A 21,103-nucleotide genomic window follows, 5' to 3' on the forward strand; every position below is an offset into this window, starting at 1 on the left:
AAGAGTTATTATTTCTCTTCCCCTAGTACTCCACAGCCTCCACTCCTCATCTCCCTCATTTCCTAAGCAGCACATGAAAAACTCAGTTGCTACTAATAATGTTCGTCCAAGCCACATTCTCGAAGAGATTGTGTGGTACAAGAAGCAAGAAGTCGCACAAATGCGGCAGGAACTACCACTAGCGACTTTACAACAGCAGATCCCAGCAGCCCCGGCGGTACGAGATTTCCTGACAGCTTTAAAACAAAACGCTCATCAACCAAGTTTAATTGCAGAGGTCAAGAAAGCATCCCCGAGTCGTGGAATCATTCGGGCTGACTTCGACCCCGTGGCGATCGCCCAAGCATACGAGCAAGGTGGCGCAGCTTGTCTATCTGTTCTGACTGACTCTAAGTTCTTTCAAGGCAGTTTTGACAACCTACGTCTTATTAGGCAGCAAGTCGCACTCCCACTCCTGTGTAAAGAGTTTGTTATCGACATCTACCAAATTTATTATGCACGTTTAGCAGGCGCAGATGCTGTCCTGCTGATTGCTGCCATCCTTTCAGACGAAGAACTCCAAGACTTTTTGCGAGTCATTCACACTTTAGGAATGAAAGCTTTGGTAGAAGTTCATACCTTAGCTGAACTGGATCGGGTGCTAAAACTTGATGACCTGCACTTAGTGGGAATCAACAATCGCAATCTAGAAGATTTTACAGTCGATCTCGCAACCACCCAGCAACTTTTAGAACAGCGACGCTTGAAGTTGCAAAGCTTTGGCATAACCACCGTGAGTGAATCTGGTTTGTATACCCCTGCGGATTTATCACTTGTTGCTCAAGCGGGAGTCCGTGCTGTTCTGGTAGGAGAATCATTAGTGAAACAAGCCGATTTAGAGCAGGCTGTGCGTAGTTTGCTCAACTCCTAATAGCAGATAGTAGATATAGCAGTCCTATTTGAATTTTGCAAAAAACTCAGTACACTTTCTGTTCTCTGTTAAGCGTTCCCTGTCTCGACGAGTAATTTCACAAATCAAACCGGATTCCTATAGTAGTTAGTCGATAGTTGATAGTTGTTCTACTAACAACGAACCACTAACCCAATACCAATTACAGTTAATAGTAGTTAGTTGATGGTTGATACTTGTTCTACTAACAACAAACCACTAACCCAATACCAATTACATAGGTGCATTATTCTGATGACTTCCATTTCTCAACGCTTTCAATCTTTAAGAAATAGCAACCAGTGCGCTCTAATTCCCTTTGTGACCGCTGGTGATCCTGACTTACAAACGACAAGAGAAGCTTTACACATCTTAGACCGTAATGGCGCTGACTTAATTGAACTGGGTGTTCCTTACTCCGATCCACTAGCAGATGGTCCTGTGATCCAAGCAGCAGCCACTCGTGCTTTGCACAAGGGAACTAAGTTAGAGCATGTGTTAGAGATGGTTGCAGATGTGAGTCCAAACTTACAAGCGCCCATCATTTTATTTACTTACTACAACCCAATTCTCAATCGGGGAGTTAAGCAGTTTTTGGCGCAATTAGCAAATGTCGGGGTGCGGGGCTTAGTTGTACCAGACTTGCCCTTAGAAGAGGCAGAAGAGTTAATCAACACTGCTGCCGAATTTGGAATAGAAGTCATTTTGCTTGTCGCGCCTACCAGTTCCAAAGAGCGGATTGAGGCGATCGCTAAGTATTCTCAGGGATTTATCTACCTTGTCAGTGTCACTGGTGTGACAGGTGTTCGCTCCCAACTGCAAGACCGCGTCAAGACTTTGCTAACCCAGATGCGAAGCATCACTGATAAACCAATTGGTCTTGGCTTTGGCATCTCTGGCGCAGAACAGGCACGTCAAGCAATGGATTGGGGTGCCGATGGCGTCATTGTTGGCAGTGCCTTTGTTCAAAGGTTAGCAAATGGTAGTCCAAGTGAAGGACTCCAAGCTATTGAACAACTTTGTCAAGAATTGAAAGCAGCGATCGCCCGACCATCGCTTCAAACGGTAGGTTCAGTTTAGTTCTAAGTTTGAAACCCACAATTAAACATCAACCCAGAGACAGAACAATCACTAAGTATATCAGTGGTATGCTTTTTACAAGCGAGTCCTGCCACTGACTACCTGATACCGAAGGCAGAATAAAGATGGGGTTCACCTACGATACCCTGCAAAAATCATCACCAAAATCGGTTCTTTAAGTTTGATTGCATATTCGCTCTAGGTCGTTTAGTTGCGATGTCGGCTGCTAGATCTTTGCAAAAGCATCAACAGCGCCCACTGATTCTATCAAAGGTCAAAAATACAAAGTTATCTCGTTCCCTAGCTTTACCAAAGAACGCTTAAAGAGGGCTGCTGTCTCTCGTCACAACTCCAATTGGAGACATTAGCCCAGAAACGAGAGCTTATAAAACCAGAGTAAATTCCTGAACATTTATTTAGAAGATAAGAGGTTTTCACCAGTGGTCAGCATCCCAGATATCAATGCTAAAGTTGCATCTACTACTGCAAGACCAGACTCCTTGGGGAGATTTGGCAAGTTCGGCGGTAAGTATGTTCCCGAAACCTTAATGCCTGCATTAAGTGAATTAGAAACAGCATATGAGCAATACCGCAACGAGCCAAGTTTCCAAGAAGAGTTACAAAATTTACTGAAGGACTATGTAGGACGCGCCACTCCCTTATATTTCGCCGAACGTCTCACAGCACACTATGCTAGACCAGATGGCACAGGATCGCAAATTTACTTAAAGCGCGAAGATTTAAACCATACAGGTGCTCATAAAATCAATAACGCTTTAGGTCAAGTCTTGCTGGCAAAGCGCATGGGCAAGCAGCGCATTATTGCAGAAACCGGAGCAGGTCAGCATGGGGTAGCAACTGCGACCGTATGCGCTCGTTTTGGTTTGCAGTGCGTGATTTACATGGGCATCCACGATATGCAACGCCAAGCCCTGAACGTGTTTCGGATGAAGTTGATGGGAGCAGAAGTGCGTCCCGTAGAAGCCGGTACTGGAACACTCAAAGATGCAACTTCCGAGGCGATTCGGGACTGGGTGACAAACGTAGAAACGACTCACTACATCCTTGGTTCTGTTGCAGGTCCTCATCCCTACCCGATGATTGTACGTGACTTCCACGCTGTCATTGGCAAAGAAACTCGCGCTCAGGCTCAAGAGAAATGGGGAGGAATACCTGATATTCTCTTAGCTTGTGTTGGCGGTGGTTCCAATGCGATTGGACTGTTCCATGAATTTGTGGATGAGCAATCTGTGCGCCTGATTGGAGTTGAAGCCGCAGGTGAAGGTGTTGATACCCAAAAACACGCAGCAACCTTGACATTGGGACGAATTGGTGTATTGCACGGGGCTATGAGCTTCGTATTACAAGACGATGATGGTCAAGTCATCGAAGCACATTCAATAAGTGCAGGTTTGGACTATCCTGGCGTCGGTCCTGAGCATAGCTATCTCAAGGAACTTGGTCGCGCTGAGTACTACAGTGTAACAGACGCTGAGGCTTTGGAAGCGTTACAGCGTCTGTCTCAACTAGAAGGGATTATTCCAGCATTGGAAACCGCTCATGCGATCGCCTATCTCGAAAAGCTGTGTCCTCAGTTAAATGGTAGTCCCCGGATTGTCATAAACTGCTCTGGCAGAGGCGACAAAGATGTGCAAACGGTTGCTAAAGTCCTGAATCCCTAGTCCATGGTCAAAAGTCAATAGTCACAAGAACAACAACTCTTGACTATTGACTCTTGACTATTGACTAAATAACTATTGACGACTCATCATTAACAGTTGAGACAATGACAGCTGTAACTCAAGCTTTGGTTGACAACATCACCGGCACTCCTGAATCTTACGATTGGTCTAGTTTGTTGAAACAACTGCTAGATCGGCGATCGCTCTCTGTTGCCCAAGCTGCAGATCTTATGCAGGGTTGGCTCACAGATACGATTCCTCCAGTGCTATCAGGAGCAATTTTGATAGCAATTCAAGCCAAAGGAGTATCCGCAGAAGAATTAGTGGGTATGGCTGGTGTTTTACAATCCCAGTCCGTAGAAGGAAAATTTTCTTCACCCTCCACATCTCCCCTCATTGACACTTGTGGAACAGGTGGAGATGGAGCTTCCACGTTTAATATTTCCACTGCTGTTGCCTTTGTTGCCGCAGCCGCAGGGGTAAAAGTGGCAAAGCATGGCAATCGTTCAGCGTCCAGCAAGACTGGTTCCGCTGATGTGTTAGAAGCTTTGGGGATCAATCTGAGCGCCGATCCCCAAAAGGTCAGATCCGCAGTCGATGAAGTCGGGATCACCTTTTTGTTTGCTCCAGGATGGCATCCAGCACTGAAGGCGGTTGCCAGTTTACGAAAAACTTTGAAAGTGCGTACTGTTTTTAACCTGCTGGGTCCTCTGGTCAATCCAATGCGACCAACAGGACAAATTATTGGTGTGTGTGACCCACTGTTGGTGGAAACAATTGCTAAAGCATTGTCACAACTGGGAACTCGGCGTGCGATCGTGGTGTTTGGACGAGAAAGGTTAGATGAAGCTGGATTGGCAGATTTAAGTGACTTGGCTGTCCTTAAAGACCAACAAGTACACCCAGGCGTCATCAATCCCAAGGACTTAGGTCTAACTCTTGCACCAACTACGGCATTGCAAGGTGGAGATGTCCCAGAAAACGCTGAAATTTTAAAAGCAGTTCTACAAGGCAAAGGGACGCAGGCGCAACAAGATGTCGTCGCTTTGAATGCAGCACTAGCACTTTATGTTGGTGAAGCAATTGATGGAGCAACTGATATTGCAGAAGCTTGTATCAAAGGTATTGCTCTTGCCAAAGAAGTTCTGCAAAGCGGAGAAGCTTGGAAGAAGCTGGAACAACTGGCTGAATTTTTACGGTAATTAGCTTTGTAGTCATTAGCATGCTGACGAATGACTAATGACTAATCACAAGTAAATAGTGACTCGGCATAGCGAATTGCTAGCTTAACAACACGAAGGGTTAAAACACATGATTATCATCGTTAAGAATGGTACACCTGTTGATGAAATTACTCGCATCAGCCAAGAAATGCGTGACGCTTGGGGTGTCACTGTAGAAAAAAGTATCGGACAAAACAAAATCGTTTTGGGCTTAATTGGCGATACTGCCACTTTAGACCCAATGCAGATACAGAATAACAGCCCTTGGATTGAGCAAGTGTTGCGAATTGAACGACCTTTCAAGCGGGTTAGCCGAGAATTCCGTCATGGAGAACCCAGCGAGGTTGTTATCTCCACACCAAACGGTCCTGTTTACATCGGTGAACAACATCCTGTTGTGCTGGTTGCTGGACCTTGCTCCGTTGAAAATGAAGAAATGATTGTGGAGACGGCGAAGCGCGTTAAGGCAGCTGGAGCCAAGTTTCTGCGTGGTGGAGCTTACAAACCTCGCTCCTCACCTTACGCGTTTCAAGGACATGGTGAGAGCGCTCTTGATTTGTTAGCAGCAGCCCGTGAAGCTACGGGTTTGGGTATCATCACAGAGCTGATGGATGCTGCTGATTTACCAGCACTGGCTAGAGTGGCTGACGTCATCCAGATAGGAGCCAGAAATATGCAAAACTTCTCCTTGCTCAAGAAGGTAGGCGCTCAAGATAAGCCTGTCCTAATTAAGCGTGGGATGTCTGCCACAATTGATGAGTGGTTGATGGCGGCAGAATATATTCTGGCAGCAGGAAATCCAAATGTGATTCTTTGCGAACGAGGTATTAGAACTTTTGATTCCAAATATGTTCGCAACACTTTAGATTTGTCTGTGATTCCTGTGTTGAGAAACCTGACACATCTACCCATCATGATTGACCCAAGTCATGGTACTGGTAAATCTGAGTATGTTGCTCCTATGGCAATGGCAGCGATCGCAGCAGGTGCAGATTCATTGATGATTGAAGTTCACCCCAACCCTGCCAAAGCTCTCTCTGATGGACCACAATCCCTAACTCCTGAAAAGTTTGACCGCTTAGTTCAAGAGATGTCAGTTATGGGCAATGCTGTTGGTCGCTGGTCTCAGGAACGTACCTTAGTAGCTTCTGTTTAGAATACATTTTGCGTTTTCGCAATACCACTTAGGAAATTCATTTCCTCATAAATAATAAGAATGGTGCAAGATTTGAAATTGCTTAAATCTTGCATCATTCTTCTGCTGTTTATTAAAAATTTAATAGACCTCTTGCAAAAAGAGGATGGATAATCAAATGCACGTCAACATAGTGTGACGTAATAGTGTGGCGTAAACTGCCCCAGCACCTAACAGGAAAAATGTTAACTTATGTTAAATAAACATTAAGCTTTAATTGATTTGCGTAGAAAATCCCGCTGAATGGTTAACATTTTCAATATTGAGGATAGGGCAAAGCTTAAAGCATAAAATGTGAAAGAGCCTCTGTATAAGCTTTCCAGCTAAAAATGAGAGAAAGTTTCAAAACTTAACAATATCATGGTAAATTTACAAACATAGTATAAAGAATTGGCAGCATTAAGGAAATACAGTAAACAATAACCATAGCTAAAGCTAGAGTTTCGCTAACCTATGCAGCCAATTCGCACTTTTAATGTCTCCCCTTCACTACCGCCGCGACTAGAACCGTTGCGGAAGTTGGCATACAACCTGCACTGGGATTGGAACGTTGAGACTAAAGATTTATTTCGCCGCTTAGATCCCGATCTGTGGGAATCTAGCCGTCACAACCCGGTTTTGATGCTCGGTACCATTAGCCAAGCACGTCTGTTGGAAGTTGTGGAAGATGAAGGCTTCCTGGCGCAAATGGATCGAGCTGCCCGTCAGTTAGAGGATTATTTACAAGAGCGCACCTGGTATCAAAAACAGCGAACTGGTCATGGGTCAGATGACACAGGACAAAGGACTCTGACGGGTATCTCCTCCAAAGACGCTGCGCTAACGCCCAACAGGACTGGACTCACAAAGGACAAAAGACAAGAATGCTATGCCTATTTCTCGGCTGAGTTTGGTCTTGTAGATTGTTTGCCCGTTTATTCTGGAGGTTTGGGTGTTCTTGCAGGGGATCACCTCAAATCTGCTAGCGACTTGGGACTACCCTTAGTCGGTGTGGGCTTACTCTACCAGCAAGGCTACTTTGCTCAGTATCTGAATGCCGATGGCTGGCAGCAGGAACGCTATCCACTCAACGACTTTTACAATATGCCGTTGCACCTGGAACGCAATCCTGATGGTTCAGAACTGCGGATTGCGGTAGATTATCCAGGACGCACTGTGTACGCCAGAGTTTGGCGTGTACAGGTAGGAACGGTGCCATTGTATATGATGGACACCAACATTGAACCCAATAATCCTTACGACCACGACATCACAGACCAGCTTTATGGTGGCGACATCGATATGCGTATCCACCAAGAAATTATGCTGGGGATCGGTGGTGTCCGAATGCTAAAAGCTTTAGGGTATGATGTCACTGCCTATCATATGAATGAAGGTCATGCGGCATTCTCTGCCCTAGAACGTATCCGCATTCTTATTCAGGAAGAGGGGCTAAGTTATACCGAAGCCAAACAAGTGGTGGCTTCTAGTAATATCTTTACCACCCACACACCCGTGCCTGCGGGAATTGATTTGTTCTCTCCAGACAAAATGTTGCACTACCTGGGACACTATGCTGATGTCTTTGGTTTGAATAAAGACCAATTTTTAGCCTTGGGGCGCGAAAATACTGGTGATTTGTCTGAGCCTTTTAGTATGGCGGTGCTGGCGCTCAAAATGGCCACATTCTCTAACGGTGTAGCACAGCTGCATGGCGTGGTGTCACGGCAGATGTTTAAGGGTTTGTGGCAGAATGTGCCAACAGAGGAAGTGCCGATTAAAGCAATTACTAACGGCGTCCATGCTCGCTCTTGTGTTGCAAAATCAACACAGGAGTTGTATGACCGCTACCTGGGACCAAGTTGGTCATCCGCACCGCCTGATAACCCCCTGTGGGAACGGATGGACGCTATCCCCGATGAAGAGTTGTGGCGCAATCACGAACGCTGCCGCTTGGATATGACTATGTACGTGCGGGAGCGTCTGGTGAAGCATTTGCGAGACCGTGGTGCTTCTCCCTCAGAAATTGCTCAAGCACAAGAAGTTCTCGACCCAAAAGTTCTAACTATCGGCTTTGCCCGTCGCTTTGCGACCTACAAACGCGCCACCCTATGGATGCGGGATGTTGAGCGGATTAAGCGGATTTTGTTGAGCAACAAAGACCGTAAGTTACAATTTGTCATCGCCGGGAAAGCACACCCTAAGGATATTCCTGGTAAAGAACTCATTCGCGATATCAATCACTTCATTGAGGAACAAAACCTGGAAAAGCAGATTGTATTTGTTCCTAATTATGACATTCACATAGCCCGATTAATGGTTTCTGGTTGCGATGTGTGGTTAAACACACCGCGCCGTCCACGGGAAGCCTCTGGTACTAGTGGGATGAAGGCAGCTATGAATGGTTTGCCAAATCTAAGCGTACTAGATGGCTGGTGGGATGAAGCTGATTTTGTTCGTACTGGTTGGGCGATAGGACATGGGGAAATGTATGACGATCCTACTTACCAAGATGAGATAGAGGCAAATGCTCTCTACGATTTGTTGGAAAAGGAAGTTATACCTTTGTTCTACGACCGGGATGTAGATGGTTTGCCTCGCCGCTGGATTGATAAAATGAAGGATGCAATTCAGTTAAATTGTCCGTTCTTTAACACGGCGCGGATGGTGCGAGAATATGCAGAGCGCGCTTATTTCCCAGCAAGCGATCGCTACCACACTCTCACTACCGAGAACTATGCCCCAGCTAAAGAATTAGCTACTTGGAAAGAAAAGCTCACCACACACTGGTACGACATCAAAATTAAAGATGTTCACGTATCCTCAGAAGCAGATATTAAGGTCAACCAAACCGTTAAGGTCACAGCCAAAGTTGACTTGGCAACTTTGACTAACAATGATGTGCAGGTGGAACTTTACCAAGGTGCCATTGATGCTAATGGCGAAATTGTCCACGGTGTCCCTGTGGTTATGGATTACCAAGGAGAAGATCAGGACGGAGTAAGTATTTACACGGCTGAAATCGTGTATAATATATCTGGTTTGCAAGGCTTGTCTTTGCGAGTCTTGCCAAAACATAGGCATCTTGCCAGTCCTTATGAGCCAAGGCTGATTGTTTGGGCGCAGTAGTGCTGAGAGACGCGCCATGGCGCGTCTCTACAAGATTGATTTGGGGATGACAATGTAGCCAGTGGTGCGATCGCCAAGTACCAAGTTACGGATACCGTTGGCGAATTCCCAAAACATCTAAACTGAACGGGTCAGTTCAACAATGAAACGATTGAGAGCTTTTTGAGCAGTTTTATACCCAGGTGCTTGTTTACCTAACTTCAGTTCAGACAAAACACGGTCACGTAAAATTTCAAGTTCTGCAACCATTGGCAGAGCAATAGACTGTTCTGTAATAACGGGATTAGATGTTTGATGAAAATCCTCTTGTCGTGTATTACACGGAGGAGGTTCGTTTTCTGGTCGAGTCTGAGTGAAATTTTCTGAGTCTAACCGTGTAATACTCGGTAGATTCTTATGCCTAGTAATGTGTTCTAAATAATCAGCCCTGGTTAAGCCTAAGCATTCAGAAGCAATACCAATAGCCTTCCAGGTTTCATCAGTTAATCTCAATGAACGAACTAGACGATAATCTTCATTCTTGAGAGCAAATTTCCCCTGAATATCTCGTTTTAGCATCCCAACTTCCGTGTATGACACCGTCTTAGTTTAACCTGAAAACCAGGTCTCTCACCGAGTAATACACGGAAAAAGCAACAGATTATTTCGTAGGATTTAAATGTTTGGTTCTGCCAGAAGCGCAAAGTGTGAGGAGCGAGTTTTAGCCCGTGGTATCTCCTCCAACCAAGCGAAAACTCGACCTAGATTGATAGCGGCTGCCGTCAGGATATGCTGTAAGTGAGTTTTAGCTAGCCCAATATAACGGCAGTCGCGCATTTCAAATGCTCGGATTCCTTGAGAGATAGTTCCTTCAATACCTGAGCGCAGCCCATACTGTTTTTGAAACTGTTCAGTTTTTTGTCGTTCCCTGGCTTTTTGAAGAGCTTCGTAATCGGATTGCACCTGTATGGTTAACCCACGAGGGTTTGTTTTTGCACGAGTGCATTGAGACCGAACCGGACACGCTAAACAATCACGCTGCCGAAACTCGACGTAAATTACGGGTTTTCCATAAACGTCTTTATTCTTTTTCCAAAGGTAACTACGCTTACCTTGAGGACAATATACGGCTTTATGCTCCCAATCTATTTTAAAATGAGATAAATCAAATCCAAGACCTGCTTTTGCTTGCCATCCAACGTTGAGGGCTACTGGCCCGAACAAATCAATGTTATAGTCTCGCTGTGAGCTAGAAAGCAATTGGGAAGAAGTATACCCTTGATCAACCAAATGCTGTTGAGGTAAAAGGTCTTTCTGCTCCAGAGCTTGATGAATTGAGGGAACAACCGTTTGGTCTTGACTTGTAGCAGGAGTAGATTCTACATGAGTAATGATATGAGGTAAATTTTCATCACAACTTTCTGTTAGATGCACTTTGTACCCTGTCCAGTTGGTAGTGCGCTTAGTACTATTACGCGCTTCTAAGTCGTAGGGTGAGCGAATTCGTAGTGCCGAAGGCGGGCCATCTTTTTCATTGCGTAACTGAATTTTCTCTGTTGGTGCATAGTATTGCTGTAACCAGACCTGACGCAAAACTTCTACGGCTGGCAGTTGTCGCAATTCAACGGGTGCTGTTTGAGAATAGATAGCATCAAGTAAATCAAAGCCATCAGCCCCAATTGTCACAGCCAAAGCTTCTCGTTCTGGAGCCGTTCTGGGTAGTCGGGAATCTTCAAAGCGTTTGCTATAGCGGTCATACCATTCGGGGGGAGCCAATGACTTCAGCCAGGTGGGTGCTATTTCTGCCACAGCATTTAAAGTATACCGCAGGGTTTCTCCCAGATGTTCCAGTCTTGTTAACTCTCTGACCACCGCTAGTATATGAGTTGAGTCAGTGCGCTGTTTTCCTCTTGCTGACAGCAGTTTGAGTTCCTGAAATCTCAACAGCATCTTGTCTAGTATTTGCTGCTCAATACCACCTGAGATCAATCGATCACGGAATTCGCTTAAAATACTAAAGTCAAAACCTGGATCTGTTAACTCCAACGACAAAGCATATTTCCAATCAATCCGTCCTTGCACTGCTTGGGCTGCTTGCCTGTCTGAAAGATTTTCTAAATATTGCATCACCAGTACCATTGCCAAACGCCAAGGTGCAAGTGCAGGTTGACCGCGTTGTGGATAAAGCGATGCGAAATCTTCATCCTGATAAAATACCCCAAGTTCATCACGCAATCGCATATATAAATTACCTTTGGGAAACGCGGCTTTGGCTACACGTACCGTTTCATTGGGAACAGGAGGAATTTTTTCCGGATGTAAGCACATATACTGCCTCCAAAGGTATTTCTTCTAGTTTATTGATAATTGAGGCAGCTAAGTTCATTTTTTGTTACCGTGTATTACATGGTGGAGTGTAGCTCTCTTTATCATGTAATACACCGTAAACTCTCCGTTTTTATGTTAAGTAATATTTCGCCAACGGTATCAGTTACGTTGCTCACCCCAATACCACCAGTATGCTGCGACATAAGCACAGATGAGGCTATCTAGTTTGTCTTCGACTTGTTTGAGGGCTGCGCCTGTGGTGGGAATTTCGTTAAGAAATGAAGCGCTCAAGCGCACAGGAGGTTGGAGAGATGGTAAGATATCTGTAATATAATTGTAGAGTTTGATGAGTTCTAAGCGGCGATCGCTGAGGCGTCCTTTTTTATATTTAAGAATTCGTTCTAAACCAAATAATTGAACTATCGCTGGATGGGGAAAGACTTCTATTTGATATCTACCGTATTTTTGCGGTTCGATGGTTGGTGCGTGAGCAAAACCACGCGATTCTAATTCTAAGCCAAATTTTACTGTCCGTTCTGCAAAAGGTAGACTGAGATTGGCAGGGTAGCATCCAGCGTGATATTTGCCAAAGTGCTTGTGTGTGAGTTTGTCCGGTAGGCGACTCCCAGTCGTGTTAGGGATGAGGGTGGGTGCATCGACAGCGATGAGCGCGGGTTCTTCTGGTTTTACGCAAGTATCTATCCAGGTTAGGATATCTGCAATAGAATCTTTGCGGTCTAAGTCTTGTATTTGCAGTTTTTTGTCTATTAATTGTAAATAGCATAAGCCGCTGGGTTGAGATTTCCAGCCTAAGTCAATTCCAAGAAATTTCATTATAGCGATTAGACCTCTTGCATGAATCCAATCATGCCCTCAGACTAGAATGGGGCTACACAAATCTCGTTTGAATGAAGTACAAATTTATCTGTGTCCATCTGGAGGACACTGCGTTGCGGAGAGAAGTTGCAAGGAGGGTTTCCCTCCGGGCAAACTGAGCGCAAAGCGCACGCTACGCGAACGGAGGGTTCCCCCCGTTGTAGCAAGTGTCCGTTGTCCATCTGTGGTTGATTATTTCTTTGTGTACCTCACCCAATTGCAAACCGCTATATTGAATATACAAAGCTTATTCTTATGGTTAGACCACAAATCTTCAGGTGTTTAGGGACTAGGGACTGGGGACTGGACAATCCCCAATTCCCAATCCCCTCACCGTTTTAGGAATTACAGTATGCCCGTTCTGCTAATGTGATATCTAGCACGAATGGATTGTCATTCCCCTGAAATTCGGCGATCGCATGACTGCGCTCAATTTCAGCATTGTCCGGAGGGTCTTGCTGGTTCCATTGACACAAAGTCTGACGCTGATCCTTAAAGTAATTGGGGTCTATTGCGTCACCCTGGCTACGATAGATAGTGTAGAAGTAGAACATTGCCCTGGCAATATCCCCTTTCACCTTCTCTCTAGGCTCAAATCTAGAGAATGCTGATTCGCTGAATTCGTCAATTTCACTGCTAGGAATGGTCGTTTGCTCAGTATCATCTCGATACCATTCCTCAGTGCTGGTGTCGGCTATATCAGCGAAGGGTTTATTGCCTCGCTCGCTATTAATATTTTTTTTGGCAGGAAACAGATGGTGAAGGTCACTTCGGGCATTACCCTTGTCAGCGCCCTTACTTTGTGGCCAAACATGTTCGGTATTCTGTCCTAGTCTGTCAGCTTCCTGGCTAGGATCACCATCGCCAGTGAGACGAATTTGATAACTAGCGTAAACATCTGTCACAACGCCGTCTTGATTGTCAATTCTACCAAACATTTCGTCTCTTGCTCGATCATAGTTCAAGGATTGGCTAGGTCTATACTCCTGTGCTAATTCCTGAACAAGAGATGAGTTGGATAACTCAGGCAATATAGTTGCTGAATCACTAGCAGCAGCCTCTTGAATAACGGGACGGCTTGGGGAAGCGGTGGTTGCTTGAGTGGGTAGTGTAAACGCTGCAACGATGGGATCGTGGTCGCTGACTGACCTGCTGAAGCCAACGTTGACATGTACAATGTCAATCTCAGGTTGAGCAACAACGGAAAGATTTTTACTCACCAACAAGTGGTCAATTAATTGACGATTTCCTTGGAAATTGTAAGTATAGCGATCGCCAGCTGGTAAACTTTCTGTCAGATTCTCAAGAACATTTCCCTTCAAAGTCTTCAGAGTTAGGGAATCTGGTAAATCGTTCAGATCCCCCAGTACAATCACGTTGGCATCAGGGTCTACCTGCAAGAGTTGCCCTACGAATTGATTAACAATTTCGGCTTGGTTCTCGCGTTTAGCGTCGTCTGGCGGACCTCCACGTTTGGAAACAAAGTGATTCGCAATGACGAAAAATTCTTGATCGTTAAATAAAAATTCTGCTGCAAGTGGCTTACGGCTGTCATCGAAAGCATTATTCGTGGGGTCAATACGACCAGGATTCAGGGAGAGGTCAGCACCATCTGCACCTTGGCGAATAGCCACAGCATCTAATGGACCACCTCTTCTAGGCAGTTTAGCTAGGGTTACCCGACTAGGTCGAAACAAGAAGCCGACACGGATATTGCCTCCAGGTTCTCCACCATCCTGATCGTCTCTGGGCGCAATGTCAACAAAGTCGTATGCTGGACCACTGATATTTTCGATAGCAGCAATCAGTTTTTGGTACGTCTGGTTTGCATTAACAACGTCATCATTTGTTGGACCGTTGTTATCCTGAACTTCACTTAAACTGATGACATCAGGTGCTTTCAAATTATTGACAATAATTTCGGCAATATTATCAAAGCGTCGATCTCTAGGATCTAAATTCTCAACATTGAAAGTCGCAACGGTCAGGACATCCTGTGAATTTTGTAGGGATGTTGTTTCACGTTGCTCAACTGAAGGTGTAGGAGTTGGCACTTGAGCTAATGGACTAGCTTGCAGTGGACTTATCCATGCAAAGAAAATGAGAGCAAGACTAAGTACGAGCAATTTGATGAATTTCATTTTCTCCTCCAATGAAGGCATTTTTGAGATTAGTCGTCTTTCTCTTGCGTTTGTGTTTGGTCAAGATATGGCAGTTTTCATATGCGTAAGGTACACCCAATTGTAAGGGTAAACGATCATTCACCCCTACCAACGTACCTCACTGACTCGCAAACCACTGTAATCTGAGTTTCCAGGCTTGTATCTGTAGCCTTATTTTGGAGAATTAGTACTATTGCTCCATCCAAGTACTTAGAAATTCTATCTGATTCTGTATTTCTTTTGCTGATTTAGCTGCAATTAACCTCAAGATACCGCCCATGAGTTCACCCACAGAGTAACGTTGCTGCTGCACTAAAATCATTCCAGCATGAGTTTGTTCTTTGCGTAAAAAATCAGTGTGCAATTTGTTGTTACTGGCTGTGTCGCTTGAAATTACGTTAACTCTTGGTCAAATTATGATTGAAACGACAATTATACCCTTTTTACCCTTTCTTTTTTGTTGAAGCCCCGATACTAAATTCTAATTCTGTAATCAACATTTCTAGTTACGTAGCTTGCACAGCAAATAGCGGTACTATAAATTACGAATTACGTAACTTGCTTCTTGCATGATTGCACTCCCAAGGAATGTTTCCTAAAAAATGAAAGTTAAAACATCTGACTTAACGCAGATTATTGCTCAAGCTAGCTGTTTATCTGAACGTCTGGGCAAACAGTTACAAGTTACTGATAGCGAACAACAGTTAATATCACGTCTTCAACGCTGGTGTAAAGTAAGTGCTCACGGAAACTGGGAAAAATTCCAGAAGCGGCTACTTTGGGACGGGTTAGATGTTGAGCAAGTACAGCAGGCCCTGCGATCGCTCCCTGTAGTGGATAGCCAAGTTTTACCAGTTTGGTCGGAGACTTTGAGGGCGATGATTGAAACCGCTTCTAATTTTCATCCCCCATCATTGACTACGATAAATCCGCAGAAACCTTTAGCATTTCAAGAACTATTGCTACCAGCAATCTCTGTGGCGCGACAGCAGTTATTAATTCGTTTGGGTACTAATTCCCTATCTGATGAACATCTACCTTTCAAAATACTCTCTGAGTCCTCTTACCTCACTTTTGAGTGTAGCTTGTTGGAAAAACTACTCAATCTTAGTGCCAAAACATTGACAGCAGAATATTCCCGTTTTGTTGCCTTGGAGCAGAAACTTCTCCATGAAGTGGAAATCAGACCACAAAACCAGACTACTCATCAAGATGAATACAATACTTTTGTGGAGAAACTCTTAGGGAATGGAATGTTAGGGTTTTTCCAACAATATCCCGTTTTAGGACGCTTAATGGCAACTGCTATTGATTTTTGGGTGGAAGCAATAGCAGATTTTATCCAGCGTCTGCAAGCAGATATTCCAGCAATTCAGCAAACATTTTCACCATCCCAGTCTCATCTAGGAAAAGTCATTGACATTCAGCCTTCGCTTTCCGATCCCCATCATCAAGGAAGAACGGTAATTGCCCTTACCTTTGAGTCGGGACTAAAACTAGTATATAAACCCAAAGGCTTAGGGGCAGAAGTAGCTTTTACTCAGTTCTTAGATTGGTGCAATCAGCAGGATATTTCCTTACCTTTCAAAGTTCTAAAAATATGCGATCGCTCTGATTATGGCTGGGTAGAATATGTTGAGCATCTACCCTGTGAAGACAAAGCAGCAGCACAACGGTTTTACCAGCGAGCGGGAATGCTATTGTGTTTACTGCATATCTTAAGAGTCACTGACTGTCACCATCAAAATTTAGTCGCCAATGGAGAACATTTTGTCCTGGTTGATATGGAAACCCTAATGCACCCAGAGGCAAAACTGATGGTAGACTTTCCCCAAGTAACGGAAGTTGAGAAAATAGTAGGTAAACAATTCTGGGATTCTGTAGTCCGTACCGGACTTCTCCCTGGTTGGGATTTTCTAGAAAATGGCTGCATTGCCTATCAAAAAAATGCCCTAAGCAGATGTCAGAACCATCCCTCTCCTGCACTAACGAACGTACCCATGTTAGATGGTATTCCTCTGGCAGGTAGCGACTATCTTGATGAAATTGTGTGGGGATTTGAACAGATGTATCGTTTGTTAATTTCCCGTCAGCATATTTTACTAGCCGAGGATAGTCCTTTGGCAGCATTGCAAAATGTGCAGGTACGATTTATCTTTAGGATGACGCCGATTTATGGAAAAATTTTACACCACATTCAATCCCCAAAATGGCTGCGTAATGGAATTGATAGAAGTATAGAAATTGATCACCTGAGTCGAGCGTTTGTGGTTGTTGACGAAAAACCTCACTATTGGCGGATTTTATCAAAGGAACTCCAGGCAATGGAGCAGTTAGATATTCCCTATTTTAGTGCTGTTCCTGGCAGCGATGAACTGGTGTTAGAGCCAGGGGAATCTATTGCAGAGTATTTCCAGGAACCAAGTTACAAAACTGTGCAGACTCAGCTAGAAAACTTAAGTGAAGCAGATTTGTCGCGACAAGTAGAGATTATTAAAGGGTGTTTTTATGCTCAAGGTAAGTCAGTAGATTTACAGATAGATTCAATCACTCCAGATCCCGTGAAAAGTCAGAGCCATAACCTGGTTCCTTTGACAAAAGAACAGTTACTCCAAGAAGCAACGCGACTGGCAGAGGAAATTCAAGCACGGGCAATTTGGGGAAGTGATGGTAGTGTCCAGTGGATTGGTTTTAACTACTTTCCCAATGCTAAGTGTTTTCAGTTTGAACCTTTGGGTGACAATCTCTACAACGGTAATAGCGGTATTGCTCTATTTTTGGCAGCTTTGGATTATGTGAGGGGAACAAACCAGTTCCGAGAATTGGTGATGGGAGCGTTGTTTTCTATCCGCAAGTTTTTACAGACATTTTCTTTTGAGTCCCATCGCAGGTTTGCCAGACAGGGAATTGGGGGTGGTATGGGTTTAGGTTCCCTTATCTACGGTTTGGTGACAATTAGCAAATTTCTCAGAGAACCTGCACTTGTGGAAGATGCAGCAGGGATTGCCAATCTCATTACCCCCGAATTGATTGCGGCTGACCAGCAATTTGATATTATTTATGGGGCATCTGGGGCTATTTTGGGGTTGTTGTCCCTCTATCACCATACTCAAGAGCCAAAGATTTTAGAACGAGCTATTAACTGCGGTCAGCATTTATTAAACCATCAAGTGAAGGTGGCAGGAATACCCCAGGCTTGGAATATTTTACAGCAAGGGCAACATCCGGGTTTCTTTCATGGTGCAGGGGGAATTGCTTATGCTCTACTCAGGCTCTATGCTGTCACCGCAGATTCAGCCTATTTAGCAGCAGCAAAGGCAGCAATTACTTATGGGTGGAGTGTCTTTCTACAACAACCAGAAGAAAATATTCAATCCAGTAGGTTTGATCTTGCAGGGGAAATTCTTCTAGCGTGTTTAGCTAGCTTATCTATTTTAAATACAAATGATGTTTATCAAGAATTAGAAATAGTTTTAAGAACTACACGTACAAATGATTTGATAGATGTAGATTCTATTGAGTGCGGTAATTTTGGCAAGATAGAAATGCTATTATTAGCTGCACAAAAACTTAACCCCCCAGAGTTACGAGAAGAGGCAGTTATAAGAGCTTCTTATATAGTAAATGATGCTCAACTTGCTGGAGGCTATCAATTTTTGAAATTGCCAAGTTCTGTGTTTAATCCTGGTTTATTTCAGGGGACTGCGGGGATAGGTTATGAGTTATTGCGGTTGGTTGAAGATTCGCTTCCTTCAGTATTATCCTTTTAGTACCGTGTGCGACTTTTTTTAAACCTTCTTCTTTTTTAAGCTGAAGTTCCCCCTTACTGTAAATTTGAAGTTGTTCACTTCGATTTTTAACAAGGTTACTACTCAAGTAGGCTCGGTCAATGTGTAGTTCTGGTAGTTCTGCATTTTGCTTTTGTAAGTCCTGCTCAATTCCATCGGTGAGAAATGCTTCTGGAGCATTAGCTTTAGTAATACCAACGGCTCGAATCATTCCGGTGCTAGCTGCTATTGGGTAATCGCTATTATAACAAATGCTGAATACTCCAAAAGTGACGATGGCTAAAACCTTTATTTTTAAGATACTCCAAAAGTGACGATGGCTAAAACCCTTATTTTTTAAGTTTATTTCCGAAAGTTTGTCAGCTAGTGAGTGAATGTACCAAAAACACAGTTTTATGGGGTTAATGTAAGCGATGATGACCTCAAAAGGGACACGGAGTATCATTATAGCAAACCTGACCATTATCAAGGTTTACTTTAAAGCCGCGATGTTCACGTTTTATTAAGATAGGAGCTGTGGCTCTAAGGTTATCTGATATCACTCCGGCTACTAGAGGTGTAATAGGGATACCAGAATTTCCAAATCGTCCCATGATGTGGTTAATTAGTCCTTGGTGGTCGTTCCGGGTCACATATTGCTGAACATCAGAACGAAAATCTATTATTTTTCTGTCATTTACGAAGAGATCTGAAGTATAGCCACTGGCATGTCTTGGACGACCGGCTATTAATTCTAACTCCTCATCACTCAATTCTACATCTACATGCTCATCTAAAACCGTTGTTCCATAAATTTGCTGCAATAAATGATCGGGTGTAAATCCACCAATATTAGACATAGCCATTGATTCCACCTGGTTAATCGGTGGGGAGATGGGGAGGTGGGGAGGTAGGGAGGTAGGGACAAAGATAAAGATGTGTAGCATGATTTTCCGTATTTGGTATTAATTTACAGTAGTTATCTTCTGAACTTACACTGATCTAGGCTTACGCATTGACAAAAATCTGATTATGTGAATCAGACTTATTTGCTGCCCTTCCTTCTTTAATTAAGTGCAAGCAAAATCAACTTATGCATGAGTGAGATAGAAATGGGAAATTCTTGCTCGATCTGACTATTGCAGAACCGCACGGAAGTTGGCGCTAGAGTGTTATGCACACAAGAGTTGATTTGTAAAGTGCGTAAGTCCTATGATCAATAAGAGTTTAGCTATAAATAAATCTAAAGAAGAAAGCTTTGTCCAAAGTCCAATTGCCAATTATCACCTAGCCAAGCAGTAATGTTAGTGATATGTGGCTGAAGTTTTGCGATCATAGAAGCAAACCCTTCGGCTTTCTTTGCATAGTCAAAAGCTCGATCTAATGCCTTACCCACCTCGTTTTTATCTGGTTGTGGCTTATTTAGCTCGTCCTGGGCATCTTCAAAGGCATTGTCAATTTTACGACGGTCTGAGGTTTCTAACTTCGCTAGGATCTCACATAAGGCGTTGAGTTCTGCTTGTATATTGACGCTTGCAGGAATGCCTACACCGTCGCACAGATGCTTATCGCTTTCATTATCAGGGGGATTGGTTTTAAAGTACTCGCGCATAAAATTGCGCCCTTCCTTGAGTAAATACTCAAAATCCCATCTCCATAGTTTCACTGTGTTGTCAGCACTTGCAGAAGCCAGCATTTTACCATCGGGGCTGAAGCTGACCCCCAAAACCCCTTCTATATGCCCAGTTAGGGTTTTAATTTCTTTGCCAGTGGAGGTATCCCACAGTTTCACCGTGTTGTCAGCACTTGCAGAAGCCAGCATTTTACCATCGGGGCTGAAGCTGACCCCCAAAACCCCTTCTATATGCCCAGTTAGGGTTTTAATTTCTTTGCCAGTGGAGGTATCCCACAGTTTCACCGTGTTGTCAGCACTTGCAGAAGCCAGCATTTTGCCATCAGGGCTGAAGCTGATCCTATTAACCTCCTTTGTATGCTCAGCAAGGGTTTTAATTTCTTTGTCGGTGGAGGTATCCCACAGTTTTACCGTGTCGTCAGCACTTGCAGAAGCCAGCATTTTACCATCGGGGCTGAAGCTGACCCCCCGAACCGCATCTCTATGCCCAGTAAGGGTTTTAATTTCTGTGCCGGTGGAGGTATCCCATAGTTTTACCGTATTGTCAGCACTTGCAGAAGCCAGCATTTTGCAATCGGGGCTGAAGCTGACCCCCCAAACCGCATCTCTATGCCCAGTCAGGGTTTGAATTTCTTTGCCGGTAGAGGTATTCCACAGTTTCACCGTCTTGTCATCACTCGCAGAAGCCAGCATTTTACCATTGGGGTTGAAGCTAACCCACTTAACCCTTTCTGTATGCCCAGTAAGGGTTTTAATTTCTGTGCCGGTGGAGGTATTCCACAGTTTCACCGTGTGGTCATCGCTCGCAGAAGCCAGCATTTTACCATCGGGGCTGAAGCTGACCCCCCAAACCCAGTTTGTATGTCCAGTTAGGGTTTGAATTTCTTTGCCGGTGGAAGTATCCCACAGTTTTACTGTGTTGTCAGCACTTGCAGAAGCCAGCATTTTACTATCGGGGCTGAAGCTGACCCACCCAACCCCTTGTGTATGCCCAGTTAGGGTTTTAATTTCTGTGCCGGTGGAGGTATCCCATAGTTTTACCGTATTGTCAGCACTTGCAGAAGCCAGCATTTTACTATCGGGGCTGAAGTGGACTTCCCAAACCTGGCTTGTATGCCCAGTAAGGGTTTTAATTTCTTTGC

Annotated in this window: 14 protein-coding genes and 1 pseudogene; 7 read left to right on the forward strand and 8 right to left on the reverse strand. The window is 44.2% G+C overall.

The window, feature by feature from the left end; all coding sequences use genetic code 11:
* Window positions 1-10: 10 nt before the first annotated feature.
* From trpC to glgP, 6 genes are all read left to right on the forward strand, one after another.
* Window positions 11-910, forward strand: coding sequence for an indole-3-glycerol phosphate synthase TrpC (gene trpC, locus MAS10914_RS0119345; RefSeq protein ID WP_269635091.1), 900 nt, complete (start codon window positions 11-13; stop codon window positions 908-910).
* A 273-nt stretch (window positions 911-1,183) separates the two neighbouring features.
* Entirely contained in the window at window positions 1,184-2,008 is an 825-nt protein-coding gene (trpA, locus tag MAS10914_RS0119350; protein WP_017317606.1) for a tryptophan synthase subunit alpha, read from the forward strand.
* Window positions 2,009-2,448: 440 nt separating this feature from the next.
* On the forward strand, window positions 2,449-3,690 hold the full coding sequence (trpB, locus tag MAS10914_RS0119355; protein WP_017317607.1) for a tryptophan synthase subunit beta: 1,242 nt from the start codon (window positions 2,449-2,451) through the stop codon (window positions 3,688-3,690).
* A 104-nt stretch (window positions 3,691-3,794) separates the two neighbouring features.
* Window positions 3,795-4,892 carry an anthranilate phosphoribosyltransferase gene (gene trpD / locus MAS10914_RS0119360; protein ID WP_017317608.1) on the forward strand — a complete coding sequence of 366 codons (1,098 nt, stop codon included), beginning with the start codon at window positions 3,795-3,797 and terminating at the stop codon, window positions 4,890-4,892.
* Window positions 4,893-5,001: 109 nt separating this feature from the next.
* Window positions 5,002-6,069, forward strand: a complete 1,068-nt coding sequence (aroF, locus tag MAS10914_RS0119365; RefSeq protein WP_017317609.1) for a 3-deoxy-7-phosphoheptulonate synthase — start codon at window positions 5,002-5,004, stop codon at window positions 6,067-6,069.
* Window positions 6,070-6,561: 492 nt separating this feature from the next.
* The gene (glgP, locus tag MAS10914_RS0119375; RefSeq protein ID WP_017317611.1) at window positions 6,562-9,216 is read left to right on the forward strand and encodes an alpha-glucan family phosphorylase; all 2,655 of its coding nucleotides are present in this window, start codon (window positions 6,562-6,564) and stop codon (window positions 9,214-9,216) included.
* Window positions 9,217-9,333: 117 nt separating this feature from the next.
* On the opposite strand, the gene MAS10914_RS0119380 is transcribed toward glgP, so the two are convergent.
* The 5 genes from MAS10914_RS0119380 to MAS10914_RS34385 form a co-directional block, all read right to left on the reverse strand.
* Complete coding sequence (locus MAS10914_RS0119380) at window positions 9,334-9,774, reverse strand: hypothetical protein (RefSeq protein ID WP_017313973.1); 441 nt, start codon at window positions 9,772-9,774, stop codon at window positions 9,334-9,336.
* A 96-nt stretch (window positions 9,775-9,870) separates the two neighbouring features.
* Window positions 9,871-11,523, reverse strand: coding sequence for an IS1182 family transposase (locus tag MAS10914_RS0119385; protein ID WP_017313974.1), 1,653 nt, complete (start codon window positions 11,521-11,523; stop codon window positions 9,871-9,873).
* A gap of 159 nt (window positions 11,524-11,682) precedes the next feature.
* Window positions 11,683-12,357 carry a DUF429 domain-containing protein gene (locus tag MAS10914_RS0119390; RefSeq protein WP_017317612.1) on the reverse strand — a complete coding sequence of 225 codons (675 nt, stop codon included), beginning with the start codon at window positions 12,355-12,357 and terminating at the stop codon, window positions 11,683-11,685.
* Between the two features lie 380 nt (window positions 12,358-12,737).
* The gene (locus MAS10914_RS0119395; protein WP_017317613.1) at window positions 12,738-14,540 is read right to left on the reverse strand and encodes an endonuclease; all 1,803 of its coding nucleotides are present in this window, start codon (window positions 14,538-14,540) and stop codon (window positions 12,738-12,740) included.
* Between the two features lie 211 nt (window positions 14,541-14,751).
* The gene (locus tag MAS10914_RS34385) at window positions 14,752-14,925 is read right to left on the reverse strand and encodes a hypothetical protein (RefSeq protein ID WP_017317614.1); all 174 of its coding nucleotides are present in this window, start codon (window positions 14,923-14,925) and stop codon (window positions 14,752-14,754) included.
* 238 nt (window positions 14,926-15,163) lie between these two features.
* Between MAS10914_RS34385 and MAS10914_RS0119405 the strand changes: the two genes are divergently transcribed.
* Window positions 15,164-18,331, forward strand: a complete 3,168-nt coding sequence (locus tag MAS10914_RS0119405; RefSeq protein WP_017317615.1) for a type 2 lanthipeptide synthetase LanM family protein — start codon at window positions 15,164-15,166, stop codon at window positions 18,329-18,331.
* A 52-nt stretch (window positions 18,332-18,383) separates the two neighbouring features.
* Here the strand turns inward: MAS10914_RS0119405 and MAS10914_RS35720 are convergent.
* From MAS10914_RS35720 to MAS10914_RS30540, 3 genes and pseudogenes are all read right to left on the reverse strand, one after another.
* A pseudogene (locus MAS10914_RS35720) lies at window positions 18,384-18,566 on the reverse strand (IS5/IS1182 family transposase); the annotation flags it as partial.
* Between the two features lie 205 nt (window positions 18,567-18,771).
* Complete coding sequence (locus tag MAS10914_RS0119410; protein WP_156818195.1) at window positions 18,772-19,275, reverse strand: hypothetical protein; 504 nt, start codon at window positions 19,273-19,275, stop codon at window positions 18,772-18,774.
* Between the two features lie 296 nt (window positions 19,276-19,571).
* A partial coding sequence (locus MAS10914_RS30540; protein ID WP_017317617.1) for a WD40 repeat domain-containing protein occupies window positions 19,572-21,103 on the reverse strand: 1,532 nt, incomplete at its 5' end.

It is taken from the genome of Mastigocladopsis repens PCC 10914, from assembly GCF_000315565.1.
GTDB classification, from domain to species: Bacteria; Cyanobacteriota; Cyanobacteriia; order Cyanobacteriales; family Nostocaceae; genus Mastigocladopsis; species Mastigocladopsis repens.